The 24,377-nt window shown below is 44.1% G+C and carries 18 protein-coding genes and 2 pseudogenes; 6 read left to right on the plus strand and 14 right to left on the minus strand.

The window, feature by feature from the left end; translation table 11 throughout:
* The first annotated feature begins 143 nt into the window (after positions 1 to 143).
* The 3 genes from BP95_RS0110195 (at position 144) to BP95_RS0110205 (ending at position 3,982) form a co-directional block, all read left to right on the plus strand.
* The gene (locus BP95_RS0110195) at positions 144 to 2,291 is read left to right on the plus strand and encodes a hydantoinase/oxoprolinase family protein (protein WP_231515082.1); all 2,148 of its coding nucleotides are present in this window, start codon (positions 144 to 146) and stop codon (positions 2,289 to 2,291) included.
* A 55-nt stretch (positions 2,292 to 2,346) separates the two neighbouring features.
* On the plus strand, positions 2,347 to 3,057 hold the full coding sequence (locus tag BP95_RS30065; protein ID WP_051614048.1) for a hypothetical protein: 711 nt from the start codon (positions 2,347 to 2,349) through the stop codon (positions 3,055 to 3,057).
* A 64-nt stretch (positions 3,058 to 3,121) separates the two neighbouring features.
* Positions 3,122 to 3,982, plus strand: a complete 861-nt coding sequence (locus BP95_RS0110205) for a MurR/RpiR family transcriptional regulator (protein WP_028532080.1) — start codon at positions 3,122 to 3,124, stop codon at positions 3,980 to 3,982.
* Positions 3,983 to 4,104: 122 nt separating this feature from the next.
* On the opposite strand, the gene BP95_RS0110210 is transcribed toward BP95_RS0110205, so the two are convergent.
* From BP95_RS0110210 to BP95_RS33025, 7 genes are all read right to left on the minus strand, one after another.
* Positions 4,105 to 6,390, minus strand: a complete 2,286-nt coding sequence (locus BP95_RS0110210) for an ATP-dependent DNA helicase (protein WP_028532081.1) — start codon at positions 6,388 to 6,390, stop codon at positions 4,105 to 4,107.
* 274 nt (positions 6,391 to 6,664) lie between these two features.
* Positions 6,665 to 6,814, minus strand: coding sequence for a hypothetical protein (locus BP95_RS33020; RefSeq protein WP_155987222.1), 150 nt, complete (start codon positions 6,812 to 6,814; stop codon positions 6,665 to 6,667).
* A gap of 334 nt (positions 6,815 to 7,148) precedes the next feature.
* Positions 7,149 to 8,981 carry an ABC transporter ATP-binding protein gene (locus BP95_RS30070; protein ID WP_197035283.1) on the minus strand — a complete coding sequence of 611 codons (1,833 nt, stop codon included), beginning with the start codon at positions 8,979 to 8,981 and terminating at the stop codon, positions 7,149 to 7,151.
* On the minus strand, positions 8,971 to 9,417 hold the full coding sequence (locus tag BP95_RS33530; protein ID WP_021255803.1) for a lasso peptide biosynthesis B2 protein: 447 nt from the start codon (positions 9,415 to 9,417) through the stop codon (positions 8,971 to 8,973). The genes BP95_RS30070 and BP95_RS33530 overlap by 11 nt, the downstream gene beginning before the upstream one ends.
* Entirely contained in the window at positions 9,417 to 9,665 is a 249-nt protein-coding gene (locus BP95_RS0110225) for a PqqD family protein (protein ID WP_021255802.1), read from the minus strand. The genes BP95_RS33530 and BP95_RS0110225 overlap by 1 nt, the downstream gene beginning before the upstream one ends.
* 33 nt (positions 9,666 to 9,698) lie before the next feature.
* Positions 9,699 to 11,513 (minus strand): asparagine synthase-related protein, encoded by a 1,815-nt coding sequence (locus BP95_RS0110230; protein WP_197035284.1) that lies wholly within the window; start codon positions 11,511 to 11,513, stop codon positions 9,699 to 9,701.
* 105 nt (positions 11,514 to 11,618) lie between these two features.
* Positions 11,619 to 11,744, minus strand: coding sequence for a lasso RiPP family leader peptide-containing protein (locus BP95_RS33025; RefSeq protein ID WP_021255800.1), 126 nt, complete (start codon positions 11,742 to 11,744; stop codon positions 11,619 to 11,621).
* Positions 11,745 to 12,229: 485 nt separating this feature from the next.
* On the opposite strand from BP95_RS33025, the gene BP95_RS0110240 reads away from it, so the two are divergent.
* Complete coding sequence (locus BP95_RS0110240) at positions 12,230 to 12,952, plus strand: LytR/AlgR family response regulator transcription factor (protein ID WP_028532083.1); 723 nt, start codon at positions 12,230 to 12,232, stop codon at positions 12,950 to 12,952.
* Positions 12,953 to 13,111: 159 nt separating this feature from the next.
* Here BP95_RS0110240 and BP95_RS0110245 read toward each other — a convergent pair whose 3' ends face one another.
* The 6 genes and pseudogenes from BP95_RS0110245 to BP95_RS0110275 form a co-directional block, all read right to left on the minus strand.
* A complete protein-coding gene (locus tag BP95_RS0110245) occupies positions 13,112 to 14,449 on the minus strand; it encodes a D-arabinono-1,4-lactone oxidase (protein WP_028532084.1) in 1,338 nt (445 codons plus the stop codon).
* A complete protein-coding gene (locus tag BP95_RS0110250; RefSeq protein WP_028532085.1) occupies positions 14,437 to 15,627 on the minus strand; it encodes an amino acid deaminase/aldolase in 1,191 nt (396 codons plus the stop codon). The genes BP95_RS0110245 and BP95_RS0110250 overlap by 13 nt, the downstream gene beginning before the upstream one ends.
* Positions 15,628 to 16,224: 597 nt before the next feature.
* A complete protein-coding gene (poxB, locus tag BP95_RS0110255; RefSeq protein WP_028532086.1) occupies positions 16,225 to 17,946 on the minus strand; it encodes a ubiquinone-dependent pyruvate dehydrogenase in 1,722 nt (573 codons plus the stop codon).
* Between the two features lie 805 nt (positions 17,947 to 18,751).
* The gene (locus BP95_RS0110265) at positions 18,752 to 18,943 is read right to left on the minus strand and encodes a hypothetical protein (protein WP_028532088.1); all 192 of its coding nucleotides are present in this window, start codon (positions 18,941 to 18,943) and stop codon (positions 18,752 to 18,754) included.
* A 359-nt stretch (positions 18,944 to 19,302) separates the two neighbouring features.
* Positions 19,303 to 19,653: pseudogene (locus BP95_RS34505) on the minus strand (DUF2569 domain-containing protein); the annotation flags it as partial.
* 189 nt (positions 19,654 to 19,842) lie between these two features.
* A complete protein-coding gene (locus BP95_RS0110275) occupies positions 19,843 to 20,715 on the minus strand; it encodes a phosphotransferase family protein (protein ID WP_028532089.1) in 873 nt (290 codons plus the stop codon).
* A gap of 339 nt (positions 20,716 to 21,054) precedes the next feature.
* Between BP95_RS0110275 and BP95_RS34510 the strand changes: the two are divergent.
* Together BP95_RS34510 and BP95_RS34515 are read left to right on the plus strand one after the other, a co-directional pair.
* Positions 21,055 to 21,218 (plus strand): annotated as a pseudogene (locus BP95_RS34510) (IS4 family transposase); the annotation flags it as partial.
* Between the two features lie 186 nt (positions 21,219 to 21,404).
* On the plus strand, positions 21,405 to 21,500 hold the full coding sequence (locus tag BP95_RS34515; RefSeq protein WP_081819854.1) for an IS3 family transposase: 96 nt from the start codon (positions 21,405 to 21,407) through the stop codon (positions 21,498 to 21,500).
* A gap of 373 nt (positions 21,501 to 21,873) precedes the next feature.
* Here the strand turns inward: BP95_RS34515 and BP95_RS0110290 are convergent, their stop codons facing one another.
* Positions 21,874 to 24,357 carry a non-ribosomal peptide synthetase gene (locus BP95_RS0110290; RefSeq protein ID WP_028532091.1) on the minus strand — a complete coding sequence of 828 codons (2,484 nt, stop codon included), beginning with the start codon at positions 24,355 to 24,357 and terminating at the stop codon, positions 21,874 to 21,876.
* Between the last annotated feature and the right edge of the window lie 20 nt (positions 24,358 to 24,377).

Below are 24,377 nucleotides of genomic sequence, written 5' to 3' on the forward strand. Positions count from 1 at the left end.
GTCGAATAGCTACATGATTAACTTCGTGATCAAAAGTGGACTTTTTGAATTACCTTTATAAATAAAACCGGGTACAAGGGCCCTGCGAAGAACCTCCACAAGCCTCAAGCAAAAGGCCCTTGACCCGCCAACTGGAGGAGAACATGATGGGGAGAACGAAAGTAAGGGTCGGCATTGACGTCGGCGGTACGTTTACCGATGCGGCACTGATTGACAATGAAACATTTGAAGTCATTGAGAAAATGAAAATCCCAACCACCCACCATGACCCGGACGGTGTGGCCAAAGGGATTGTACAAATACTGAAGCGAATTCTGGACAGCAGAGGAATTCAGCCCGAAGACGTTACCTTCATCGCCCACGGAACAACACAGGCTACCAATGCCCTGCTCGAAGGAGACGTAGCGCGTATCGGCATCATCGGTATGGGCTCGGGCATCGACGGGCTCAGCGCCCGCTCCGAATCCAATCCGGGCGATATCGAGCTGGCTCCGGGCAAATTCCTGCACACATTTCATACGTATCTGGATTCTAAGAATATGACAGATGAGCAGATCAACAATGCCATCGACGAGTTGGCGGCCCAGGGCGCCGAGGTGATCGTCGCCTCCGAAGCGTATAGCGTAGATGATCCAACCAATGAGCTGCGTGTCGTTGATCTTGCCAACCGCAAGGGTCTCTACGCAACGGGCGGACATGAGATCAGCCAGCTCTACGGTTTGAAGACACGGACACGAACGGCCGTCATTAATGCCTCCCTCATTCCGAAAATGATGGAGACCGCCAATATGACCGAGAAGTCCGTCAAGGATGCCAACATCCAGTCCCAACTCATGATTATGCGCTGCGATGGCGGTGTCATGAGCATTGACGAGGTGCGCAAGCGCCCGATTCTGACGATGCTATCCGGTCTTGCCGCAGGTGTTGCCGGGGCGTTGATGTACGAGAAGATTTCCGATGGAATCTTCTTCGAGGTCGGTGGAACCAGTGTCGACATCTCCGTGATCAAGAACGGCAAGGTAATGATCAAGAATGCCGAGGTCGGCGGCCATCGCACCTACCTGCAATCCTTAGATGTGCGTACGCTCGGCATCGCGGGCGGCAGCATGATCAAGGTGGCAGGTGGAAGAATTACAGATGTCGGGCCGCGCAGCGCGCATATCGCCGGTAAAGAGTACGAAGCCTTCACCCCGACAGAGAACATCGTCAATCCGAAGGCGAATTTCATTAGCCCCCGCGAGGGCGACCCTGCCGAATACGTCATCTGCGAATGCGCCGGAGGCAAAGAATTCTCGTATACACTAGCCGGAGCGGCCAACATTCTGAATTATATTCCCGAGGGCGATTATGCCAGAGGAAACAAGGAAGCAGCGCTGAAATCATGGAAGGCGCTGGCCGATCATGTTGGACTAAGCGTAGAGGAAGCCGCTAGACAGGTTATGAATATTGCCATCGATAAGACGATGAAGACCGTCAACGAGATGATCGAGGACTATGAGCTCGACCGCAGCTTCGTCACGTTGGTTGGCGGCGGCGGCAGCGGTGCGGTGCTCGTCCCGGCAATGGCAGAGCGAGAGGGATTCAAGTCGCAAATCGCCAACAACGCACCTTATGTCTCCACGATCGGTGTAGCGCTGGCCATGGTCAAAGAACAACTAGAACGGACGGTCGTCAATCCGACCGAAGAGGATATCAAGCGCATTCGCGCCGACATCATCGAGCGTATCGTACAGTCCGGTGCTTCTGAGGAGACGGTCGAAGTCAGCATCGAGATCGACAGCCTGAAGAATATTCTCCGTGCCATTGCGACTGGCTCCACCGAGCTGCGCTCCAAGGATCTGACACAGGAGGCAATGTCAGTGGAAGATATGAGGGCCGTTGCTGCCAGCTCCATCGACCAGCCGCTAGAGTCGACGACACTCGTAGCACAGACCGGGCGATGGAGCCTATTCGTCAGCGAGAACGTGAAGAAATCTTTTTTTGGCTTGTTCAAAAAGAAATCCGACTCTGTCAGCGTACTCGACCGCGAAGGCGTCGTCCGCTTCAAGAAGAGCAATGTGCACTATACAAAGCTGAGGAAATCCGCGCCGGAAGCACTAAGCTCATTCTTGGACGATAACACCATTTATTCCGATGCCAATGCCACGATACCGAAGGTGTTCGTCTTTTATAAGGAGAAGATGCTGGACTTAACCGGCATGCAGACCAAAGAGCAGCTGCTGTCCATCCTTGAAATTGAAACCGAGATGCTCGCAACAGAGGATGAATTGCTGGTTGTGGCTTATCAGTAATAGGAACCCGTCTTGTATTTCTAATGAAACTGCAGAGCGTTAAGGAGGCGTCCGAATGCCGGTTCAACCCCTTTTGCCGAACTCACTGTCCGGTCTGACCGATGAAATCTTAGGTTGCATGGAGCTGTGCCAGGATCCATTGTTTCATAAAATACCGCTAGAGAAAATTCCGTATTACGTTCATGAGTCGCTTCAAGCCGGACGCTTGGCGGCTACGACATACAAAGGCCTCTGCATTCGCGGCATGTGCAGGGACGCCGGACTTCGTTATGAGATCACAGAGGCTTCTGGCAAATTTCATAACGTCTCCTTCCGCGCACAGATCGATTTCTCCAAGACAACGCCGGAAATTATTCTGTACGCCTCCTCACTCAAGGGAATGCGGACGGTATGCCAAGAGATCCTAGGCGAAAGGTTATGTGGCAGCGCAGCGAATCTCGACCTTCTAGTCGATATTCATCTGGCTCATGAGTTCTATCACTGGCTGGAGTATCGGGAGCAGATTTTTACGAATGAAAAGCTTGAGCGGATTGAAGTTTTTAAGTTAGGGCCATATACGAGGAAATCAAGCGTAGTGCAGTGCTGTGAGATTGCTGCGCATGCCTTCTGCAAAGAGCTGCTGGGACTTCCCTTCCTCCCCAATTTACTGGACTATGCCTATTTGATCGGGGAGCAACAGCTTGCGAAGGGAGATTTTATGGAACAGATCGAAACTTGCAAATTATGGATAGAGCAAACTCTCAATACCTCACTCAGTATGATATAATGGGAAAAGCTATTGCCGACACGCCGGAGTAGTCATTTCCAGCGTTAGATCAGGAGGAGGTATCATGTCTTCACAAGTTCCGGCCGTCATCGCCAAAATCGTATCCCAATCGCAAAAATTAACATATGGTGAGAATCAGATCGCCAATTTCGTCATACACAATCCGGATTTTATTACGCGCAACACGATTACGGCCATTGCCAATGAAATCGGCGTATCGGAGACAAGTATCAACCGCTTCTGTAAAAAGGTCGGATTCAAGGGCTTCAACGATTTCAAAATCGCCTTCGCCCAAGACGCCTTCTATCGAGATATGCAGGCTAAGAAAAAAGAGAGACGAGAAATCAATCCGATCGATGCGCTTGCACTCGATTATAATGAACTGATTGTCAATACATCAGCGCTTGTCACCGAGGAACAGCTCCGCCAAGTGGTAGACATTCTGAAGGGAGCACGGCGCATCTATATTATCGGCATGTTCGATTCTTATCTGGCCGCTATCGCCTTGAAGAATCGCTTGTCCATCATCGGCATCATGGCCGAAGCGATCAATGACAGCCGCGCTATGAAAATCGCCGCCGCACAATGCGACAAAGAGGACGCTGTTGTGGCATTCTCCCGCTCCGGCTCGACGAAGGAAATCGTGGAGACGGCTGCGATCGCACAGGTGCACCAGGTCAAGACGATTGCGATCACCTGTTACGATTCGTCACCCATTACGGAGAATGCGGACTTGAACATCATCGTGCCGGATAAGATATCGGTCAATAACAGCGCGCTGATGTCCAACCACATCACGTTCCTGTTCGTCGTCGATTTGATCATGAGCATCTTCATTTCATCGGACAAGGCTTACCTGAAGAAGAAGCTTGACAGTGAGGCCGTTCTGGCCAGCGATCAGGCGATGACCAACTATTATTTATAACATTACAAAATTCCTAAAGCGTTCTTTCCATCACGGATGGGGCGCTTTTTTCATGACCACACTTGCGGGCAAAAACCTTTTTGGTCAAATCCATATATATGTGAAAGTTCCCCCGTTAACGCTCACTTCCACTCATCCGGCATCAATGCCGCATAATGCGGGTGCAGATAACGGTCATCGATCAGCAGTAATTGTCCCTGATCCGTCTCTGTACGGATCAGCCGCCCGCCGGCCTGTAGTACCTTGTTCATACCCGGATATACGTAGGCATAGTCAAAACCGTTCTTGCCCTGCGAGTTGAAGTAGTCGCGGATGATATCACGCTCCAGGCAGATCTGCGGCAGTCCTACACCAACGATGGCAACACCGGTCAAGCGATCTCCCACTAGATCGATCCCCTCGGAGAAAACTCCGCCCATTACCGCAAAACCGATCAATGTCCCTTCATTTCCAGCATCGAAGGCTGACAGGAAACTCTCCCGCTCCTCTTCAGCCATATCTCCACGCTGGAGCAACAGCCGCAAATTTGCATCTTCTGCATAAGCAGCAGCAAAAGCTTCATAGACGAGATTCATATAAGCATAGGAAGGAAAAAAGAATAAATAGTTTCCGGGACTATCGATAATCATCTGCCCCAGTACTCTCGCCAGCTCAAGCTTGGTTCCCTCGCGATCGTGATAACGCGTCGACAACGGCTCGATCTGAACCGCGAGCTGCTCGCGGTAGAAAGGAGACGGCAGCGATAATGTATAATCCTCCTCTGGACTTGTCCCCAGCATGTCCCGAAAATAGGACATTGGCGTAAGGGTAGCCGAGAAGAAAATATGCGAGCGGAAGCCCTTGCCCATTTCCCGCAGCAGATGAGAAGGATCGAGACAGAACAGTTTCATGGATACCTCTCTCGAAGAAATCTCGGCATAGGTTACATATCTTTCGTCATATAGTTTGCTGATCCTCACAAAATTCTGGGTCGCAAAATAAGCCTGCAGCAACAACTGCGACTGCTCTGTATCCTGACGGGAGCCAAGCTCCTCTTCTGCTGCGAGGATAAATGCCGCGGCCCGCTCAACCAGTTGTACAGGAACTTCCTGCGTAATTTGTGCGTTTGCGTCCGATTCTTTGCGCAGTTGTATAAAGAAGGCGTTCACTGCCTTGGCCGCCTTGTGCACCTCAGCGTTAAGCTCTTTATATTCCCGCTGCAAGCTGAGAAAATCCCCTTTATTCAATGTGGCCGAATACATCTCTCGTGCCCGATCCACCAGATTATGCGCCTCATCAATCAGAAGCGCCGTCCGGCTCTTCCGCTCGGCGAACATTCTTTTCAAAGAAATTCTAGGGTCGAAAATATAATTATAGTCGCAAATAACCGCATCCGCCGCATAAGCGAGATCAAGCGAAAATTCAAACGGACAAACTCGGTGCTTGCGTGCATATTGCTCAATGATTTGCCGGCTGATAAGCAACTCATTAGTCAATATATCAAGTACCGCCCCATTAATTCGATCATAGTAGCCATCCGCGAATGGACAATCTTCCTTGCGGCAGCTCACCTGATCCTGAAAACAAATTTTCTCCTTGGCGGTAATGGTTACGGTATGCATCTGCAATCCTTGCGACTGCATCAGTGCGAACGTCTCCTCCGCTGCTGTACGGGTAGTCGTCTTGGCGGTCAAATAGAACATCTGCTCAAGATGTCCCGTCCCCATTGCCTTAATGGCGGGAAACGTAGTCGAGATCGTCTTTCCGATCCCTGTAGGAGCTTTGGCAAAACATTTTACTCCCTCTTCGATCACTTTATAGACCGCTCCTGCCAATTTACGCTGTCCAGCCCGATAAGAAGTGAAAGGGAATTCCAGCCCGCTGATGCTTCTGTCTCGCGTAATCCGGTGATCGCGAAGCATCCGCGCATAAGGAGCGTAATTCTCCACCACGTCCCGTACAAATAACTCCAATTCCGCAAAAACTGCCTCCTGCTGAAACCGTCTTTGTTCGCCTGTTGCGACTTGTACGTAGGTCAATTGGATTTTCATTCGAGCAGCTCCATGCTCTCTGACGTACATATAGGCATAGCATTTAGCTTGAGCCCAATGAACCGGATAGGTATCCTCCACTGTCTGTGGGATCTCGCCAGAAGTCGACTTAATCTCATCAATGATTACAGATCCATCTTCTTCTGCCAACAACCCGTCGCAACGCCCCTCTATGACAAACAACAGATCTCCGCAAGGAATCTCTGCCGATAAATATACTTCTTTCTGATCCGCCTCACCGTAAGTTCGCTGCACCTGCTGATGCGCTTTGGTTCCCTCCGTCAGGGCCGTTCCCGTCCTGAAACCGCTATCCAAATCCCCGCTGCGGTACACGTACTCAACCAAAGGCCTCACCGCAATTTTCACTTGATCCTTCATCGCTTCACCCGCTGACTTTCGCTATAGAACATTTGTTCCATAGTATACCATAAAACTGCTAGATCTCCTTACTTTTAATGAACCTTTTTCAACATATCCTTTCTTCACAAAAACAACAGCGCCCTTGCATTCATTATGAACGCAAGGACGCTGTCTCGTTAATCACGAAGTCCGATTTTCATTAAAGCGGGGGCCCAAACGACTTAGTCAGTACTGTTACATGAAAATATATAGTGTGCCAGGAATTTTTCAAGGCAAGCATAATTCCAACAGTCTATTGCTTCGCCTTTTGAGACATTCCCTTAGAGGCTTTTGCATCTGCACCAGCGCCTGTTTCTGCCCCAAATTCCGTATCAAGATTTGGAACACCTAATTTCTTTTTTACTTGCTTGGAATTATGCTTTGCATCATTCTTCTTGCTCATCACATTACACCTCCTCATGGCATGAAAACTGGCAATTATCTGAGCGGTTTGAGAAAATCACTGTTTCCTCAAGTAGTATTATGTGATGAGCAGCTTCACCCTATGCGCTGTTCAAGCGAGCAGCACGTCTAAAGCATAGTTTTTGGTATACGACGGTGCTTGATTACCGCTTGGTTCCAGCTCCAAGAGTCAGTCATCGAAAGTTCATTTCATCAAAGAATTTAAGCGTTGTTCAGACGGACGCGACTGGGTTCGACGGACTTATTTTGGGGGATTTCCTATAACGTTGTTGTGCTCACAAAACGACCAGCCTTAGATAGCTCTTATCTTTTATTTAAATGGCCTTGTCAAGAAATTGTTCTTTAGCTAATTCTCTATATAATGGTACTTTATCCAGTAACTCGTTATGATTACCTGAACCAACAATTCTTCCATGTTCAAGAACATAGATTATATCTGAATCAACTATTGTCGAGAGACGATGTGCTACAACAATGACCGTTTTAGACTCTCTCATCTTGTCAATAGCTTTTTTCAACCCAATTTCATTTAAACTATCTAAATTGGATGTCAATTCATCAAGAAGAACAATCTTTGCCTTTGATAAAAGAGATCGAGCCATAGCTAACCGCTGGCGTTCTCCACCAGATAAAGTAGTACCAGATTCTCCAATTTTCATGTCTAGTTTTTCAGAAGAACGTTCTATCAAATAGCTAAGGTTTACCTCTTTTAAAACATCGTAACATTCTTGATCAGATACATTAGAATTTCCTAAAAGTAGATTATCTCGTAAAGTCCCGGCTACAACAGGTGCATTTTGTTCAACATAAGTGATACGTTTCCGAAGCTCTTCACGAGAATAGTTTCGATAATCCTTTCCGTCTACATAAATATGCCCGCTGATAGGATCATAAAATCTTTCTATTAATTGTAAAATAGTACTTTTCCCTGCACCAGAAGGCCCGACAATAGCTGTGCGCTTCCCATATTCTGCACGTAAAGTAACTTCTTTAAGTATCATTTCCTCTTCTTTTTGAGCAATATCAGCTCTAAACTCTAATTTGTTATATCCAAAACTAACTTTTTCAAAAAGTACCATCCCTTTTTGTGCAGAAGAATTGAGTGAAAATATTATTGCAGGATTTGTATCATTATCAGTTTCTAAAGCAAGATCTAATAATTCTTTAATTCTTGCAAAAGCTCCAAGTGATTCTCCTATTCCAGAAAAAGCACCAAAAATTTGCCCCACTGGTCCAATCATAATAAATAGTAGTAAAGCAAAAGCAATTAAATCTGCAATCGTCATATATCCCATAGAAACACGATACCCGCCAAAACCAAGGACAATCAGACCACATACTTGTAAACTCATATTTGAAATTGGCATCATAAATGACTGTATTTTTGCTAAACGTATTCCTAACTTTCGTAAATGCTCTGCCTGTAGCTTAGCTTTATCTTCCTCTATTGAAGTAGAATTTGTAGAACGAATGGTTCTAATCGCATGTAAATCACGTTCAACAAGTCCACTAAGTTTTCCGAGTTCTTGTTGAACACGAAAACTTGCCTTTTGTATAATATTACTCATAAAAACGATTCCGATAAATGCCAGACAAACGGTTACTAAAGCTGTTAAGAATAAAAGGATATCTTTTAAAGCTAGACCTATTGCTGCACCAACTACAATAAAAGATCCACTAGTTAATGCAACTGTCCCTTGAATAAGAGCCATTCTTAGTCTCGAAGAATCACCGCTCACTCTACTAAGCAAATCCCCTACACTTCTTTTGTCATACTCAAAAATTGGGAGTCTTAACAAATGGCTAATCAGATTGCTTCGTGCTTCAAAAACAACACCTTCGCCTATTTTCTGTAACAAATAATATTGTATAGTAGTTAAAATCATAGAAACGGATAAAACCAAAATAAGAAGTATTAAAGTACTATTGACTGTAAATCCTGAGCTTGATTGCTTTACTAAATCTGCCACTAAGTTTGGTTGAATAAGTGTTAAAATTGCACTTGAAATACCAAGCATTAATACCAAGAAGAATTCTAATTTATGTCCTGTAGTTAAAGCAAACAATTGTCGTAAACTAGCTCTTGGAATCGGTTCATATCGCTCATCTTGTTCAAGTTCTTTAGGTTTGGGATTATTATTCTCCATATTTTTCTGCAATTTCCTCACCAAAATTAGGTACACTTATAACTTTGGAATATAAACTTATTTCTTCCGGCTCTCCAACTGGAATACCGTTTAATTCAACCCATGCATGTGCCCTAAATGGCTCTAGGGCGTATCCAGTACACCAACTAACAGATCTTCGTTTTAACCACGTTGCTACTACAACCGCAAGTGAACGTCTCAGACAACCCTCTTGACTTCGACATCTCTTACTTACGGTACATACTGCATCACGAATAACCTGAACTTGTTCCTTAGAAGCCGATGGATAACTTCTCGTTAGACGAGATAATATCTTTTCTATCATACTTGGAGGGAGCCAATTCAGAGGTGCTGATAGAAGTATAGCTAGCCTAGCATGCCATCTTGCCCCATTTGATACTTGTCCTGGCTGTTCTGGAAAAAGCGGTATATCCATTATGCTAGTCCCACCTCTCTAAGCATTGAAAGAAATTCATTAACATCATTTTCTGCAATAGCACTCTCTAAACCAAAAGTCTTTTCTAATTCAGCCACTAATTCATTCCTAGTTTTTCCTTCATCTAATCCTTGAATTAAAAGTTTTCCAACGTGATTTACTTGAAAATAAATTCCTCTACTTTTGTCAAATATCATTGCCCCAGTATCTTGTTCAATTATTTTAAGTTCTCTTTTTATCTTTTTCATAAAATTTCCCCATTCTGAAATAATATTTCCACATTATGACGGACAACTCATTGCATTATGAAGCCATCGCTCAACAGCAGATAGTCTTTCAAAGGCTTCTATTCGATTGTGTAAAGCAGTTGGCATAGACAATTCAGAGACTAGTATGTCAGGGTCAACAATTCCTAGCTCAACAACTTTGAAATCTCTAACTGCATGAATATTTTTTTTTACAGATTCCTTATATCCTTGGTATAAAAATGTTGAATAATCTCCTTTAAAGCCTCGAGTAAATACTTCACGGGGAACAATTCCTTTTGTAGCTTGATACAACATGGGTTTAGTCATCCCAGATTTTATGTGATACCGCATTGGTATAGATAATGCAGACTCAATAATTTTTGGATCTAAAAACGGAGCTAGCCAAGTGAATCTATTTCCATAAATAGCATTAAGTTGGCTTAGTACCCGCCTTTGAAACAGCAATGACTCTAGTGCTTGATGTTTAGAACGGTCAGAATCAAGACCTCCAGAAATTTCATTTACAGTTTTCATAGCAATCTGATAACACGGAGCATGATATTCTTTTGCAAGCCATGCAGGAATCGCAATTTTCCCAGACCAATCCACATCAGACTCTTTCCTTCGGGATTTAGCGTAGCCAAATCCAATATCTATTTCCGTTTTCAGTGCTTCTTTAAATGATGTATTGTTCATAAGATTGGATACATTTTTTAGGAATGATGTTCTCGTAAGTAAACAATATTGGAAGCCAGACGATAAACCACGCATTCTGTTCTGCCTTACAATGGACCACGCATATGCTGGCATAGGTGTAAACAATTCATCACCACCCACACCTATGAAATGAACTGAATCTCCATAGTTCTCATTTAAATTAACTATTTTTTCAATATAGCCCTCTGTATCTGCCCAAAATACTGGGAAATCCGGAAGAGTTAATCCTGAGTATGGCATGTCTGTTTCATATCTCCGACCAGACACACCGATTGATGGCAATGAATGTAGCGGTTCATTCATATCATTTGCAAACATAGCGGCGTACTTAGAATCACTATTCCATTTACTATCTGTTTTTGCATGATATAGCTTAATGTCTGCACTTTGAGCTTTTAAAGTATATGCAATTGCGGCTGAATCAACACCTCCAGAGAGGTCAGCAGATATATTAGCATAGCTGCTAGTATGATTCCTTAGTAATTCAAAAAACCGCTCTCTTATATTTTGCAGCGTCAATTCTACATCATTACTTAGTTCTGGCGGCATCCAAACTTTGAATTCTTCAAATAGTTTCTTTTTCCCATATCTCAAAACGCAAAATGGGTGGATTTTATTCACACCTTCCCATAAAGGCATATTTTGAAAAGGATAATAGGGTAGACTACTTATCAAGTTCAATGCAACTGCTGATTTGGATATATGTAAATCACAATATCGCGCAATATCACTAGCCGAATCACTAATAATTAAAATATCATTTAACATTTTCCATGATAGAGAAACATCAAATAATGCTCCTCCTACAATAACTTCGTGATTATCAACTAGAACAAAGATCCCTTTAGAAACAATCTTTTGAAAAGTTCCCGCTAATTTTGTAATCTCAAAATTCATAGTTCCCTGTATCTGGTCTGAAACTTTTGGATATTCACATGGTATGCAATATATCTCTAGGTCACCTATAGAATGCTTAACATACTTATGTTGAGAAATAAGCAAAATGCTTGCCGAAGCTGTTTTTATAAGTACTTGGAATGGTACTTTATCAGAACTTAATTTTGTTAACTTTTCTTTTAACTGAATGCTAATAACAGTCTCCCCTCTCGCAATCCCTAATATTTTGAACAAAATTTATCATACGAGCCTCTAAAACAATCAATTTTTCACAAAAAGTGGCCACTGGACATCTCAAAATTGTCCAATGACCACTTTTCTCTCTTAATTAATTGTCGATTATATTCTAGTTAAAGCACGACCACCAAGAACATCTCTGTATCTACCAAACCAAATCCCTTTAGTAGACTCTTTAAAACTAGCAACTTTCTCAATTGTTGGTTTAGAGTAAACAACGTTTGTCATTGAATTCCACCCCCTTTACCTATATGCTCACATCACCCACATTACATTCCAAATAGAAATTAATATCCTATTTGTTTTAGATAGTAATCTATTTTCAACTCAATTTTTCTTTTGTGTAATAAACTGCAATTTAAATGTAATAATTGACATCATTTCAATTCTAGTATAATAATTGGTTATAGAGAAAAGGATCTTTTATCCTTTTTTCAATTCCTTTTGTGTTTGATTCTGAGGTCGTAAGTTACCGCTACCAACAAAAGCCTCATCTTTAAATTGCCGGCATTGCCCTACCATTTTTAAAAAGTACCAATAGGAATGTTAAGCTCCTTAGCAATATCAGTGAGTGAATTTCGACTTGCCTGTACATACTTCCCAGTCTCTTTTTTACATTTTTTATAGTAACGTTGACGCTGTTCGCTCAAATTGTTATTTATGACATGATGGTGCATCATAGCTACACTTACCATTATCAAAGGAGTGAAACGATGGCAATAAAAGTTGCTATTTGCGATGATGTCCCTGTTTTTGCAAAAGATATCGAAGATTTAATGTTAGAATATGACTCCTCTTTATTTGAAATTGATATATTTTATAATCCGTTTCGTTTAATTGAATTACTTAAAAGAAATAGATATGATTTGTTTATTTTAGATATTGAGTTTCCTAATGTATCAGGAATAGAGATTGCCGAGATCATTAGAAAGAATAATTATACTTGTCCAATTATCTTTATTACACGTTTCAAAGAATATATGGAAAAGGCTTTTAAGGTTAACACTTTTGATTACATTTTAAAACCAGCAACGAAAGACAAACTATATCCTGCCTTGAATCGCGCTATAAAATATTTAGATTTAGATGATTCAAAATTTATGTTTACATTTAATAAAGTTTTTTACAGTCTTTCTTTTAGTGAAATTATTTACTTTGAAAAAAATAAAAGGAGCGTACTTATTCACACTCCCTCTGATACATATGAAACGCTTCTTCAAACAAGAGCCCTTTTATCCAAAGTTAATCATAATTTTGTGCAAATCCACACCTCGTTTATTGTTAATGTTAGATATGTAAAACAAATTAGAAATAATTGTGTTGTCTCCAATTTAAATGATAAGCAAACTGTTGAAATACCAATTAGTCGTAAATTTATAGATAGTGCCAGAAAACAAATTTTGATGAAGCTAAGAGAATGTCCTTTAAAAGCCTAAATTAAAGAGACCTTTTGAACGCCACAACGTGGTCGGACGCGATGCGCTTAGTCGTTGCGGGTGTGATTTGCTCATGAATCATGTTCCAAGCCTCGAATCCTTACCGGGTTCGGGGCTTTGTTTGTGTGAATCATCAAGGACTCGTTACATTACTGTCAGCTATTGAGCCTGCTCGCTCTGTTGCAGCATTTCTGTCAAGTAAGGGTTCAAGAATACGCTCGAAGGATCAAGCTCTTGACGAAGGCGAAGAAATGCATCCCACTTCGGATATATCGAACGCAGCTGCTCTGCACGCATCGTGTGCATTTTGCCCCAGTGCGGTCTCCCGCCATTCCGTCTGCAGATCTCCTCTACTTTGGCAAAATAGTCGGCATACTCCATCCCACGGTACATATGTACAGCGATATAGCCAGAATCACGTCCATTCGCCGGACTGAGCCATATATCGTCTCCCTGAACATAACGGCATTCGATTGGAAAATGAACAGCAAATTGGTGCCGATCTACTGCATCGCGTATTTCCTCAAGCACAGTTCGCATGCGGTCTGCGGGGACGCTGTACTCCATTTCATTAAATCGAACCAGCCGCGGCGTCGCGAAAATAAGGTGACTATGCCCCACTTCCTGCACATCCGGTACGCTTGTTGCTGATAATCGGCTTATTGGCTTGCAAAGGCGCGGAATGAAACGACAGCACTCCGACAATAACCAGAATAGCGCATTCTCCAGCAGCATGACTTTCCAGTAACTCCAGCGGCTTGGCGTTCCGGGGATCTCATCCGTCTTATTGGTCAGTTTTACTTGAGCGATATCCGTATAAGGGAACCAAAAAAATTCGAAATGACGGTTTTCCTTTTTGAATAGATCAAGCTGTTCAAGGCATTGAGAGAATGGCATTTTGCTGCTTGTATAGCGGAGAGCGTACGAAGGTACAACACGAAGCTTTACCTTAACGATAATCCCGAACATCCCTAGTGACACCTGCATCGCCCGAAAAAGTTCTTCATCCTGCTGGGCTGAACATTCGAGGATTTCCCCTGCTGCTGTCACTACCGTCAAACCTACCGCTTGCGTTGCGAGGCTCCCGAGCCGCTCCCCTGTCCCATGTGTTCCTGTACTGATCGCTCCTGCAATGGATTGCGCATTAATATCGCCCAGATTCTCTTGCGCGACCCCATAGGCATGCAATTCTTTCCCGAGACGGTCCAACTTGGTTCCACCCCACACCTCGGCAATCCCCTTCTCCGAATCAACAGCAATCACACCCTGCAATTGATCCAGGGAGACCAGTACATCATCGGTCTGGACGAGTCGGGTAAATGAATGTCCGGAGCCGACGACACGCAGCTTCCGTCCTTCGGCGGCACATTCCTTAACAATCCCGACCACCTCTTCTATGCTGGCCGGATATGCAATGCTTCTTGGCAATCCGCGTACAAGTCCTGACCAATTGTGCCATACTTTCGTATTGCGCTCCTTCAAATTTACAGAAAGCATAGTCCGTCCCCCCGATATGTCGTTGTCTTGCCAACGATACTGCCGTTCGAAATGTAGTAGAGATGTGCGAATCGCTCACATAACTCTCCAGCTTTGCTATGACGCATAAAGATCGGATCGCCGAGTTTCAGCTCCTCTAGCCCGTTGTAGTGGATCGGCGTCTGGACTTCGCCCGCCCCTTCCATCGTAAGAAGTGCCGTACCTTGCGGCAGGTATGGACGCGGCAGTTTGTCGCTGCCTGCAGAGCCCGAAGCCGTGTATCCGCCACCTAAGCAAGTGTAGAGATCGCCGCGCGGCTGACGCACGATCTCGATCGCATACCCTGCGGCGGGCAGCAAGGTGAAGTCCCGGTAGTGGTCGAACAGACCGGGCGAATAGAACCCCGAGCCAGCTGTAACCTCGGTGACGGCCGGCTCACTGCTGCTTGTATGCAGGCTGCCCGTGCCGCCTGCATTGACGAACCGCAGCCGTGGAATGCCCATGCGCTCGATCGCCGCGACCAGCTCAGCTCTCCGGGCAGCGGCTTCACGGATTGAGCGGCGCTTGAGCAGCCGCACGATCGCGTTCTTCAGCGCCTGCCCAGGCACACGGTCGCCTAAGCCTGCGACCTGCGCTTCGTAGCCCATGAGCCCGTCGAGCACGACGTGCTTCGACTGCGCGATGCGCTCAATGAGAATGAGCGCCGCAGCTGTAGTGCGTATAGGCGAGCGCCATACGCCGAAATGCAGCCCCGGGACATCGATCGACATATCGATGTCCACACAGAGCGGCAGCCTCACACCATATTTGGCGGCTGCCGCTTCCGCCTGCTCGACATGCGTCTCGCAGTCGACCATCAGCGTGATGCTGCGCCCTTCACGCTGATGCATGGCGACGGACTCAAGTAGTCGTCCGTCCGCCGCAGGGTATCCTAGCAGCAAGTCTGTGAATCCTTGCTGCGCGAGATAGAGTGCTTCGGGCACCGTGAAGCACATGATCCCTTGAAACTGCGCATTTGCCTGTAGAATGCGCCGAAGCACATCAACAGAGCGGATCGATTTGCTCGCAATGCGGACTTTTTTTCCATTCGCCCTATGAAGAACGCTCTGAATATTCTGCTGCAACAGATCCAGATCAACGAAGGCAAAGGGCATCGGAAGCCCCGTGCAGACTTCTTTATAGTAACGATAATCACGCACTCTACTCGACCTCCTTTGTCTGGAAGATACACGATTTCTTATATTATTATTTAAGATCCTTTGAATTTATTATTTCTAGATTCTAAGGCCATTTCTTATACGAAAAGACCCAGCCTTAGATAGCTCGTATCTTAGGCTGGGTCTGAATTTTTCTACATCATATAAAATGAACACATAATGGGCTCCCTTTTTATGGATTAAAGAACACGTTGGATTATACTACCCTTTTCTTAACCCCATTACTCAGTCTGCATCATTTTTTTTAGGCATAGTTCCCTGTCCACCTAAAGTTATTACCATAAGGTCCAGTTTTGTCTCAACCGAAAATGTGAAATTGAAAACCGTCTTCATTTACGTGAAACAATATATGTTCTTATCATTGGTTTTTGACAAAAACATATATCGTGAGAATAAAAAAAAGCCGCAACTATGCGACTTTTAAGCATATACGTTATTCTCACCCGACAATAGTTAGTAATGTGGTTTTAAATAGTTGCAAAGGCGATCTGCATTTTGATAGTCATCAACAATGATGATTACTTAGCCATACGACCAAGATAATGTGTGTAGTCACTACTTCAAAGTGCTCCTATTTTATTACCGAAGGAGATTGGTTTTCGCCAGTTCGATGATTTCGTTGCCTTGCCCGTTCAAAACGGCTTTCAGCATCCACATCGTAAATCCGCGTGCCTGCTCGAAGTTGATCTTCGGCGGCATAGCCAGCTCCTGACGATTGACGACGACGTCCAGCACTACCGGACCGCTGTGTTCGAACGCTCGGCGAACGGCGCTTTCCAAGTCGTTCGGATCCTCGACCCGGATTCCTTCGATTCCCATAGCTTGAGCCATTACCGCAAAGTTTGGATTGTCGAGTTCCGTTCCGAATTCTAAAAAGCCGGCTGCTTTCATTTCCAATTCCACGAATCCAAGCGCACCATTATTAAAGACAACAATCTTGATCGGGAGCTTATGTTGACGAAGGGTCAATAGATCTCCGAGCAGCATGGTGAGTCCCCCGTCCCCCGACAGTGATACGACCTGGCGTCCCGGCTGTGCAACCTGCGCCCCAATTGCCTGCGGCATGGCGTTCGCCATTGTCCCGTGGTTAAATGAGCCAATAAGCCTTCTTTTTCCATTCATCCTCAAGTATCGGGCTGCCCACACAGTCGGCGTCCCAACATCGCAAGTCAAAACGGCATCCTCATCTGCGAGATCACTGATTACCTTCATGAGGAATTGCGGATGAATAGGAGCTCGGCCGGGATCTGCAAGTTTGTCCAGTTCCTCGCGGACTTTGGCATAATCTTCCGCAAAGTGCTGCAGATGATCAGGGGAGTGCGGTTCCTCTAACAGGGGTAACAGCATTTCGACCGTCGTCTTCACGTCTCCGCACACCCCGTATGCGAGTGTCGTTCGCCGGCCTAGTCGGGAGGAATCCAAATCAACCTGAAGGATGGTCGCTTCCTGTGGATAAAATTGCCGGTATGGAAAATCGGTACCCAGCATGAGTAAGACATCGCATTCCATTATGGCATGGTAGCCGGAAGAATAACCAATGAGGCCGGTTAATCCGACGGAATACGGGTTGTCGTATTCCAGATATTCTTTTCCTCGCAGCGCTATGACCATCGGGGATTGCAGCTTCTCGCACAGCTTCATGAGCGAAGCATGAGCTCCCGCGCAGCCGGCACCGCACAGCAAGGTGATCCTCTTGCCTTTGTTTAAGTAGTCAGCAAGCGTCATCAATTCGTCTGTAGAAGGGCAGACAATCGGCTGGGTTGAATGGATGACGCGTTCTGGAACGGGGCTTTCGTCGTATTCGAAAGCGGCTACATCTCCTGGAAGAACTAAGACAGACACTCCCGACCTTGCCGTCGCGGTTTGCATCGCCATCGTAACCGCTCGGGGCATTTGCTTCGGTCCGGTTACGACTTCACAAAAGAAGCTGCATTCCTGAAACAACATGTCCGGACGGGTCTCTTGAAAGAAGCCGCTGCCGATTTCACTGCTCGGAATATGAGCGGCAATCGCAAGTACTGGCACCCGGTTTCGATGGCAATCGTACAAACCGTTAATGAGATGCAAATTACCTGGCCCGCTGCTACCCGCACATACGGCGATTCCTCCGCTGAGGGCGGCATCCGCGCCCGCTGCGAACGCTGCAACCTCTTCATGGCGGACATGGATCCATTCTATTTCTCCAGAACGACGGATCGCATCGAGCAAGGCATTGAGCGAATCGCCGATAATGCCGTAAATTCGCTTCACGCCAGAGTTCAGAAGGGACTCCACGATGGAATCCGCTATCGTTCTTCTCATGGGAATCTCTCCTTTTTGTTTTTATTATATTGCCATAATACGAGCAGTCTATTCTTGATTTCACAACGATATAAGCCCGAACCAAGAAGAAAGCCCGACAATCCACATCTCGGGTTTTTTGGGCTTCAATCTTCGATTAAGTAGTCAAATTTCGGTCATTTCATTCCTTATTATTGGAATGCTCCCATTAGTACAATAAAAAAAGAGCTGCATTTGCAACTCAATGATTTTAAGCGTTTATTTTCACTTACTGTGATACGAACCTTGGCAAGTGAAGTTAGACTAGCATATATTGCTGGAAAAAGGAGGTTATACCATGCATTCTAATAACCGTAAAACCGCTAAAACACGCAAAGCTAGTGCGATTATTTCGCAGCGCAGACCACCGTTTTGTTTAGACTGTTCCCAGTATGCCCAGACCGCAATTAATGGCGCGATAAAGGATCTACGAGCAGCAAAGCGATTTCTTTCTCGTGGGAGATTGGAACGGGCTGAAACTGCTCTAGCTAATAGCCTCCCAGACATTGCCAAGGCAATTCGTAATATTAATCGTATAGAACGCCATTAAAAAGGAAGGTATTGATAATCTCACCCTTATTAAGAATAATCCTCCCATTCAGTAGAGCCCCTCTCCCTTGGGGCGTATTTCCATGTCCTAAGCAGTAAAGGTCAAATATTTCGCTTCACTTATGGTACGGTTCCCACGCTGTCGGTAACGGCATGTTTAAAGGCCATCCTTTGCCGGATGGCCCTTTCTTTTTAGAACATACACCTTATTGAGCTAGAAAGCCAGCTGCCGATACAATCAGTAACTGGCCATCCGGTTAATTGCTCGAATTGCTCGGGCGATGTCTTGAAGGCTGTTAACCAACGCATTTTCAGCACGCTCAAATTTCCCACGAGCAACAAATCGCTTCGCTGCTTTCAAATCCCGAATTGCTCCATTGATCGTTAACGTGCAGCTATTGCAAGATGGGGCAGGTGCCGTCGCTTTCATTTAGAGTGCGCCTCCTTTTGATTTGAACTTCCCCTTTCCGATCACCGTACTCTCGATGCACGCTCAGCTTGATTGATGCCACAGTGCAGCTGGCAGATTTCTTCATAAGTTTCTTTCGTCATAGACAAGATTAGCAGATTGCGGATACAGGATACCCACAATATATTCCTCTGCAGCTGGCCAGGTATAGTTAATTACCCAATTGGCTCCTATTTTTCCGAGAGCTGAAGGTCGAAGAAGCTCAACAACTGAAATAGCACGGGTGGGAAAGGATTCCGTCCTTATGAGAAGATGATATTAAAAGTCGCTCAAGAACTTGGGAATCAGTTCCCCCAGGACGGTTATATAGGCTCATCGATTCACTTAATAAAAGTATTATGTACACGTTCTGATTTCATAAAATAGGGAATCCAAATTGCACATGTTATTACAGATTTCACTATATCCCTTAATGAGCTTCCATCTTCCAGTTCACTCGCTAAGGGAATTTGAATTACTAATAGATAATCAATTACCCCAATGATTAAACTAACACTATAAAAAATTATCATTAGCCGAGGTAATGTGGACTTCTTTCTATAAAAATTAATGAGAATAAATATACAGAAGAATAAAAATAGCACATTATATATCGCCTCGAAAATAAGTACAGGTTCCCATAAAGGATGGTAATATTGTGATGTTGATGACGTTAGTACTTCCCATGTATCGGATCTGAATGCAGGTAATGAATGCTAAAATAATAGTTGCACCGTTAATAGAATCATCGTTAAGTAAAGACCGATTTGTACTAGAATCAACCAGCCTCCTAGCCCAGATATACCTAATGGCAGATGGTCATATTTCTGTTCTTGAACATTTGTCTCCATTGAGAAAAACTCCCTTTTATCTCAGTTTTTCTATCTAAATTCTTTAATTCCATTTTCAAAAGCTTCATGGTCATTATGATCTAACCCATGTAGAGCTTCCTGCAAAGCAAAGGTACTTCTATAAAAATGAACTCGTTCTGAAATTTGCCTTCCATTCGGGTACAAATTCGTGCATATTTCGAAAAACTCTTCTCCATAGCTGGAGAGAATTCCCGCAAAATCATATGCTGGATCCCCAAGTCCGGAACCTCCGAAGTCAATAACTCCTGCAATCCTGTTTTCTTTTGGAGCCCATAAGATATTACTTGCTCCAAAGTCTCCATGGATAAAGGTTTGCTCCAAATTCTGATTATATGTATTATTCAAAAATCCAGTAAAGTTCTCTGCTACTTTTTCTTGTGCTTCTACTCGCATAAAAGGAAAGAGTTTCTCTTTAATTCTTACATATAGATGTTCTATAGTTCTATGTACACTTTCATGTTGTTTTTGAGAAACAAAAGCTTTCGGTATATCCATAGAGTGAAGTTCAATTAGAAAAGTAACAAGTTGTGAGGCAATTGTATTCGTAAGGTGTTGACTTTTGATATTACTCAGTTCTTCCTTCCAAAAAGGAGAACCCTCAATTAGCTTATAGCCCATGAAAGCCTTACCTACCTCCATCTCATCAAAAGATTTATAGGCTGGATAGGGAATCGGCATCGCTACAGTTTTACTGATAGATTCCAACAACTCCGTTTCACGCTTTAATTTCTCTAATCCTTGCTTATACTTAGGAAACCTAAAGACGAGAGATTGATTAAGAATAAATACGTCATTGTTCTGTCCAATCTCATTTTGTTTAACATCTTCAATATGTAAATTTGGGTAAACTTCTTGAATGCGTTTAACGTAGGTAGAGATCATATTCAAGCTCCTTCATTATAAATGTTTTGCTTTCTTGAGTTGAGGCTGATTTCCTATAATGTTCTAGTATTTACGAAACTCCTCAACCTCAGATAGCTCAATGTGATATAACTTACTTGCCTTCCTGAATCACCACTAAAGCTTTACATATTCATGCTTAAAAATACTCATTATTATACGATCGACATATTGACCATTTTTATAGACTTCGTCTCTTAGTATACCATCCTTCTTGAAACCTGACTTTTCATAACTTCGAATAATCACACCAGGATTATCAGCATCTGCCGTCAAATACACTTTATGATTGTTGCTTATCGATTCAACTACGGTCACCGTTGGGCACCGTATCACGGAGAACGAGCTGAGATCAAGCTGCACGTCGCCTTCCACGCTGCAGTAGTCAGCCACAGAACGTGATAGAGAAAGTTGGCTCCCGCCATGACGGGCCTGTTGGCGAGGAACTTGCACATTCGTCGTATATTCACGTGGAAGATCGCGCGGAAGAAATGGCAAAACGGGGAGTCATTCGATGAGAGGAAAAGCAACGGGCCAAATCCACTGAAAGGGCGTACTCGGACGTCGTTTGGAAGCGTTGAAGAAGAACGAGATTACCTGAAAGTGCAGGTGGATTACATAAAAAAGCGGTATCCAAATCTAGTAAAGGAGAAGCCCTCAGTCAGCAAGCGGTGGAAGATTACATTTATCATTATAACTACCTCCGCTTTCAAGCCAAATTGAAACAACGCGCACCGATTGAGTATCGGTGCGCGCTAGCAGCTTAGCTTTTTTCATCTGTCTACTTGACAGGAGTATGTCCAGAATAGAGTTCTGTAAAATGGTTTTGTGTGAACTCAAAAGCCAATTAAATTAGAAGTCATAGAAAGGGACAATGATCAATTTTGATACACCTATTCGCTCTAGATGATAGTTAACATTTAAGAGGGGGGGCGAAAGCCCCTTTTTACGGAAACATTTCACATGTTAAGATCGTATACTTATAAACGAAGTAAGTACAGAACATCGATTAAGGGCAATAATAGCTCTGTAAACTATATATATAGTAAAAAACCACGTTGGGATATCGTATAAAATTGCTTTGAGCAAACATATGGTATAGATAATTCCAATTAACCGCTTCCTGGTTGAGTTGAGCTTCTATCCTTCTTGACCACTTTTATGCTGAAACTGCAAAAAGCTTGCTATTGTCGGATACTTATACAAATCCATAGTATTGATAGAATAGCCGGCATGCTGCAACTCTTCAGCTAGTATAATTAATTTTAACGAATGACCGCCCAATTCAAAAAAGTTATGATGCACGCTAATCTGCTGTATACCCAGTATTTCTGTCCAGATCGCTGCAACTTTTTGTTCCTCTGGGGTTTGTGGAAGGATTATAGTTTGCTGCCCGCGTAATTGTTGCCTATCGGGAACCGGTAGCCGGTCAGTGTCTACTTTTCCGTTAGTTTTTAACGGAATCCTCTCAATAATAATACAATCAGCTGGAATCATATAGTCCGGAAGCGATTTCCGTAAATGCAGTATCAGTTGGCTCTCCAGTTCATCAGTACAGATTTCAGGCACAATATAAGCACACAGCGACAACTCGTCAGAAGTATTTTTAATAGGAACGACCACTGCTTCAAGTACTTGATCATGTTTTAATAATGTATTCTCAATTTCACCCAATTCCATTCGGTATCCCCGCAGTTTTAACTGCCGATCCTTGCGTCCCATAAATTCGATAGTTCCATCTTCGCGCCAATAGGCTAAATCTCCTGTTCTGTACATGATTTGATCTGTTCGGCCAGGTATCCGCACATAGCGATCCGCCATCAGTTCCGGCTGATTCAGATAACCTCTGCCTACGCCGACACCACTAATACATAATTCCCCGGGTACACCAATAGGTTGAATCTGATCATCCACACCTAAAATCGACACATTGGTTCCCGAGATCGGCTTTCCGATGGAAATACTGGTTCTTTCAGCCGAGCGAATATCATAATATGTTGTTAATACCGTGCATTCCGTAGGTCCGTAGCCGTTGACTAACCGTAAATCCGGGTATAATTCTAATATACGATTGGTTAAAACGGACGATAACACTTCTCCCCCCGTCAACAGTTGGCCAATACCGGAAAAAATATCAGAGTGATGACTCGCGAGATGGTGAAAAAGCGCTGTTGTAATGAGCATTGAATTAACATGTTGTTCTCGAATCGTTTCTTTCAACCGTTTTGGCTCTAGCAGGGTAGCTTTATCAACAATAACCAGTGTGCCGCCGTTTAACAGGGTTCCCCATATTTCTAATGTCGACAAATCAAATACTATTGATGTTGCCTGCAACATTACCGTCTGGCAATCCATGGATAGATAATGAGGATCTTGTACCAGATTAAGAACATTTTGCTGTTCGATCAATACACCTTTTGGTTGGCCTGTAGTGCCAGATGTATACAGCAAATATGCCAGATCTTCCGCTTTTGTCGGCACATCGAGATTGACCATCGGAAGTTCCCGGCTCAGGCTTTCTGTTACGAGAAGCGTTGAAACCATGTGTCCTTGCGGAATATCATCCACATGCTGTACAAGCATAAACCGAGCCTGGCTATCTTCCAGAATAAAATGAATACGTTCATCCGGATATTCCATATCGATCGGCAGATAGGCGCTTCCTGCTTTCAATATTGCTAGGATAGATATGATATATTCGATGCCCTGGCCCATGCGCACTGCCACAAATTCATTATGCTGAATATTCCACTCTGTTCGCAGCATATTTGCAAGCCGGTTTGCTTGTTTATTCAGCTCATTATAAGTCAACTTCCTGCCGTTATGGACCAATGCAATTCGATCAGGCTGCAAGAACACCTGCTGCTCAAACTTTCTGGCAAGCGTTGTTGCCGGTCTGCTGTCGGGGATAACCGGATTGAAATCCATAATCTTTTCCAATTCAGTTAGCGAACAAATGGACAATTCACAAATCGCCCTATCCATGTTAAAAATGGTTGTTTGCAACAGTTCATTATAATGCACGGACAAGTTGCGAATCGTAGATTCTTTATACCGTTTGGGTGAATAATCAAACTTAATGTGCAGCCGATCATTCTGACGATTGAACAGTATGCGAATATAGGCCGGATCTGAAACATCCTCTATCTCGCTGTGAAGCCCTTCCATTGCAGCCACCACATGGAGCCGCTTCATCCGATTCGGTGCCAACTGCTGGTGGGAATAGACTGCAGCCAGTTGTTCCCTCAGCTTCAGCACATATTCTTTAAAGCTGCAGGCCGGGTCGATAGCAAGATGGATCGGCAGAAGTCTGCCAGATTGCGCGGAGCTCCCTTGCATCGGCGAGCCGACCAGTCGATCCCTTTCGCCAGTGTATTTATACAGACAAACGTTCAGCGTTGCCAGCAAAAAGCAATACCATAAAAAATCCGACTCTTTGCAATATTGACCCAATTGCTTAAATATAGCGTCCTCTGCGGTATAATCTACAGTCTCCATGGTCGTATGCTCTGCCAAATCCATATTCGTATAGTCAGGTATTACCGTAGCAACTGGAAGTTCATCTGAATAATAGCTATGCCAAAATTGATGCTGACTTGTTCTTTCCTTTTCGGATATAAACATAATGCTTCCCCTCTCTGAGC

This window comes from Paenibacillus sp. UNC217MF (assembly GCF_000686865.1).
Lineage (GTDB): Bacteria > Bacillota > Bacilli > Paenibacillales > Paenibacillaceae > Paenibacillus_B > Paenibacillus_B suaedae.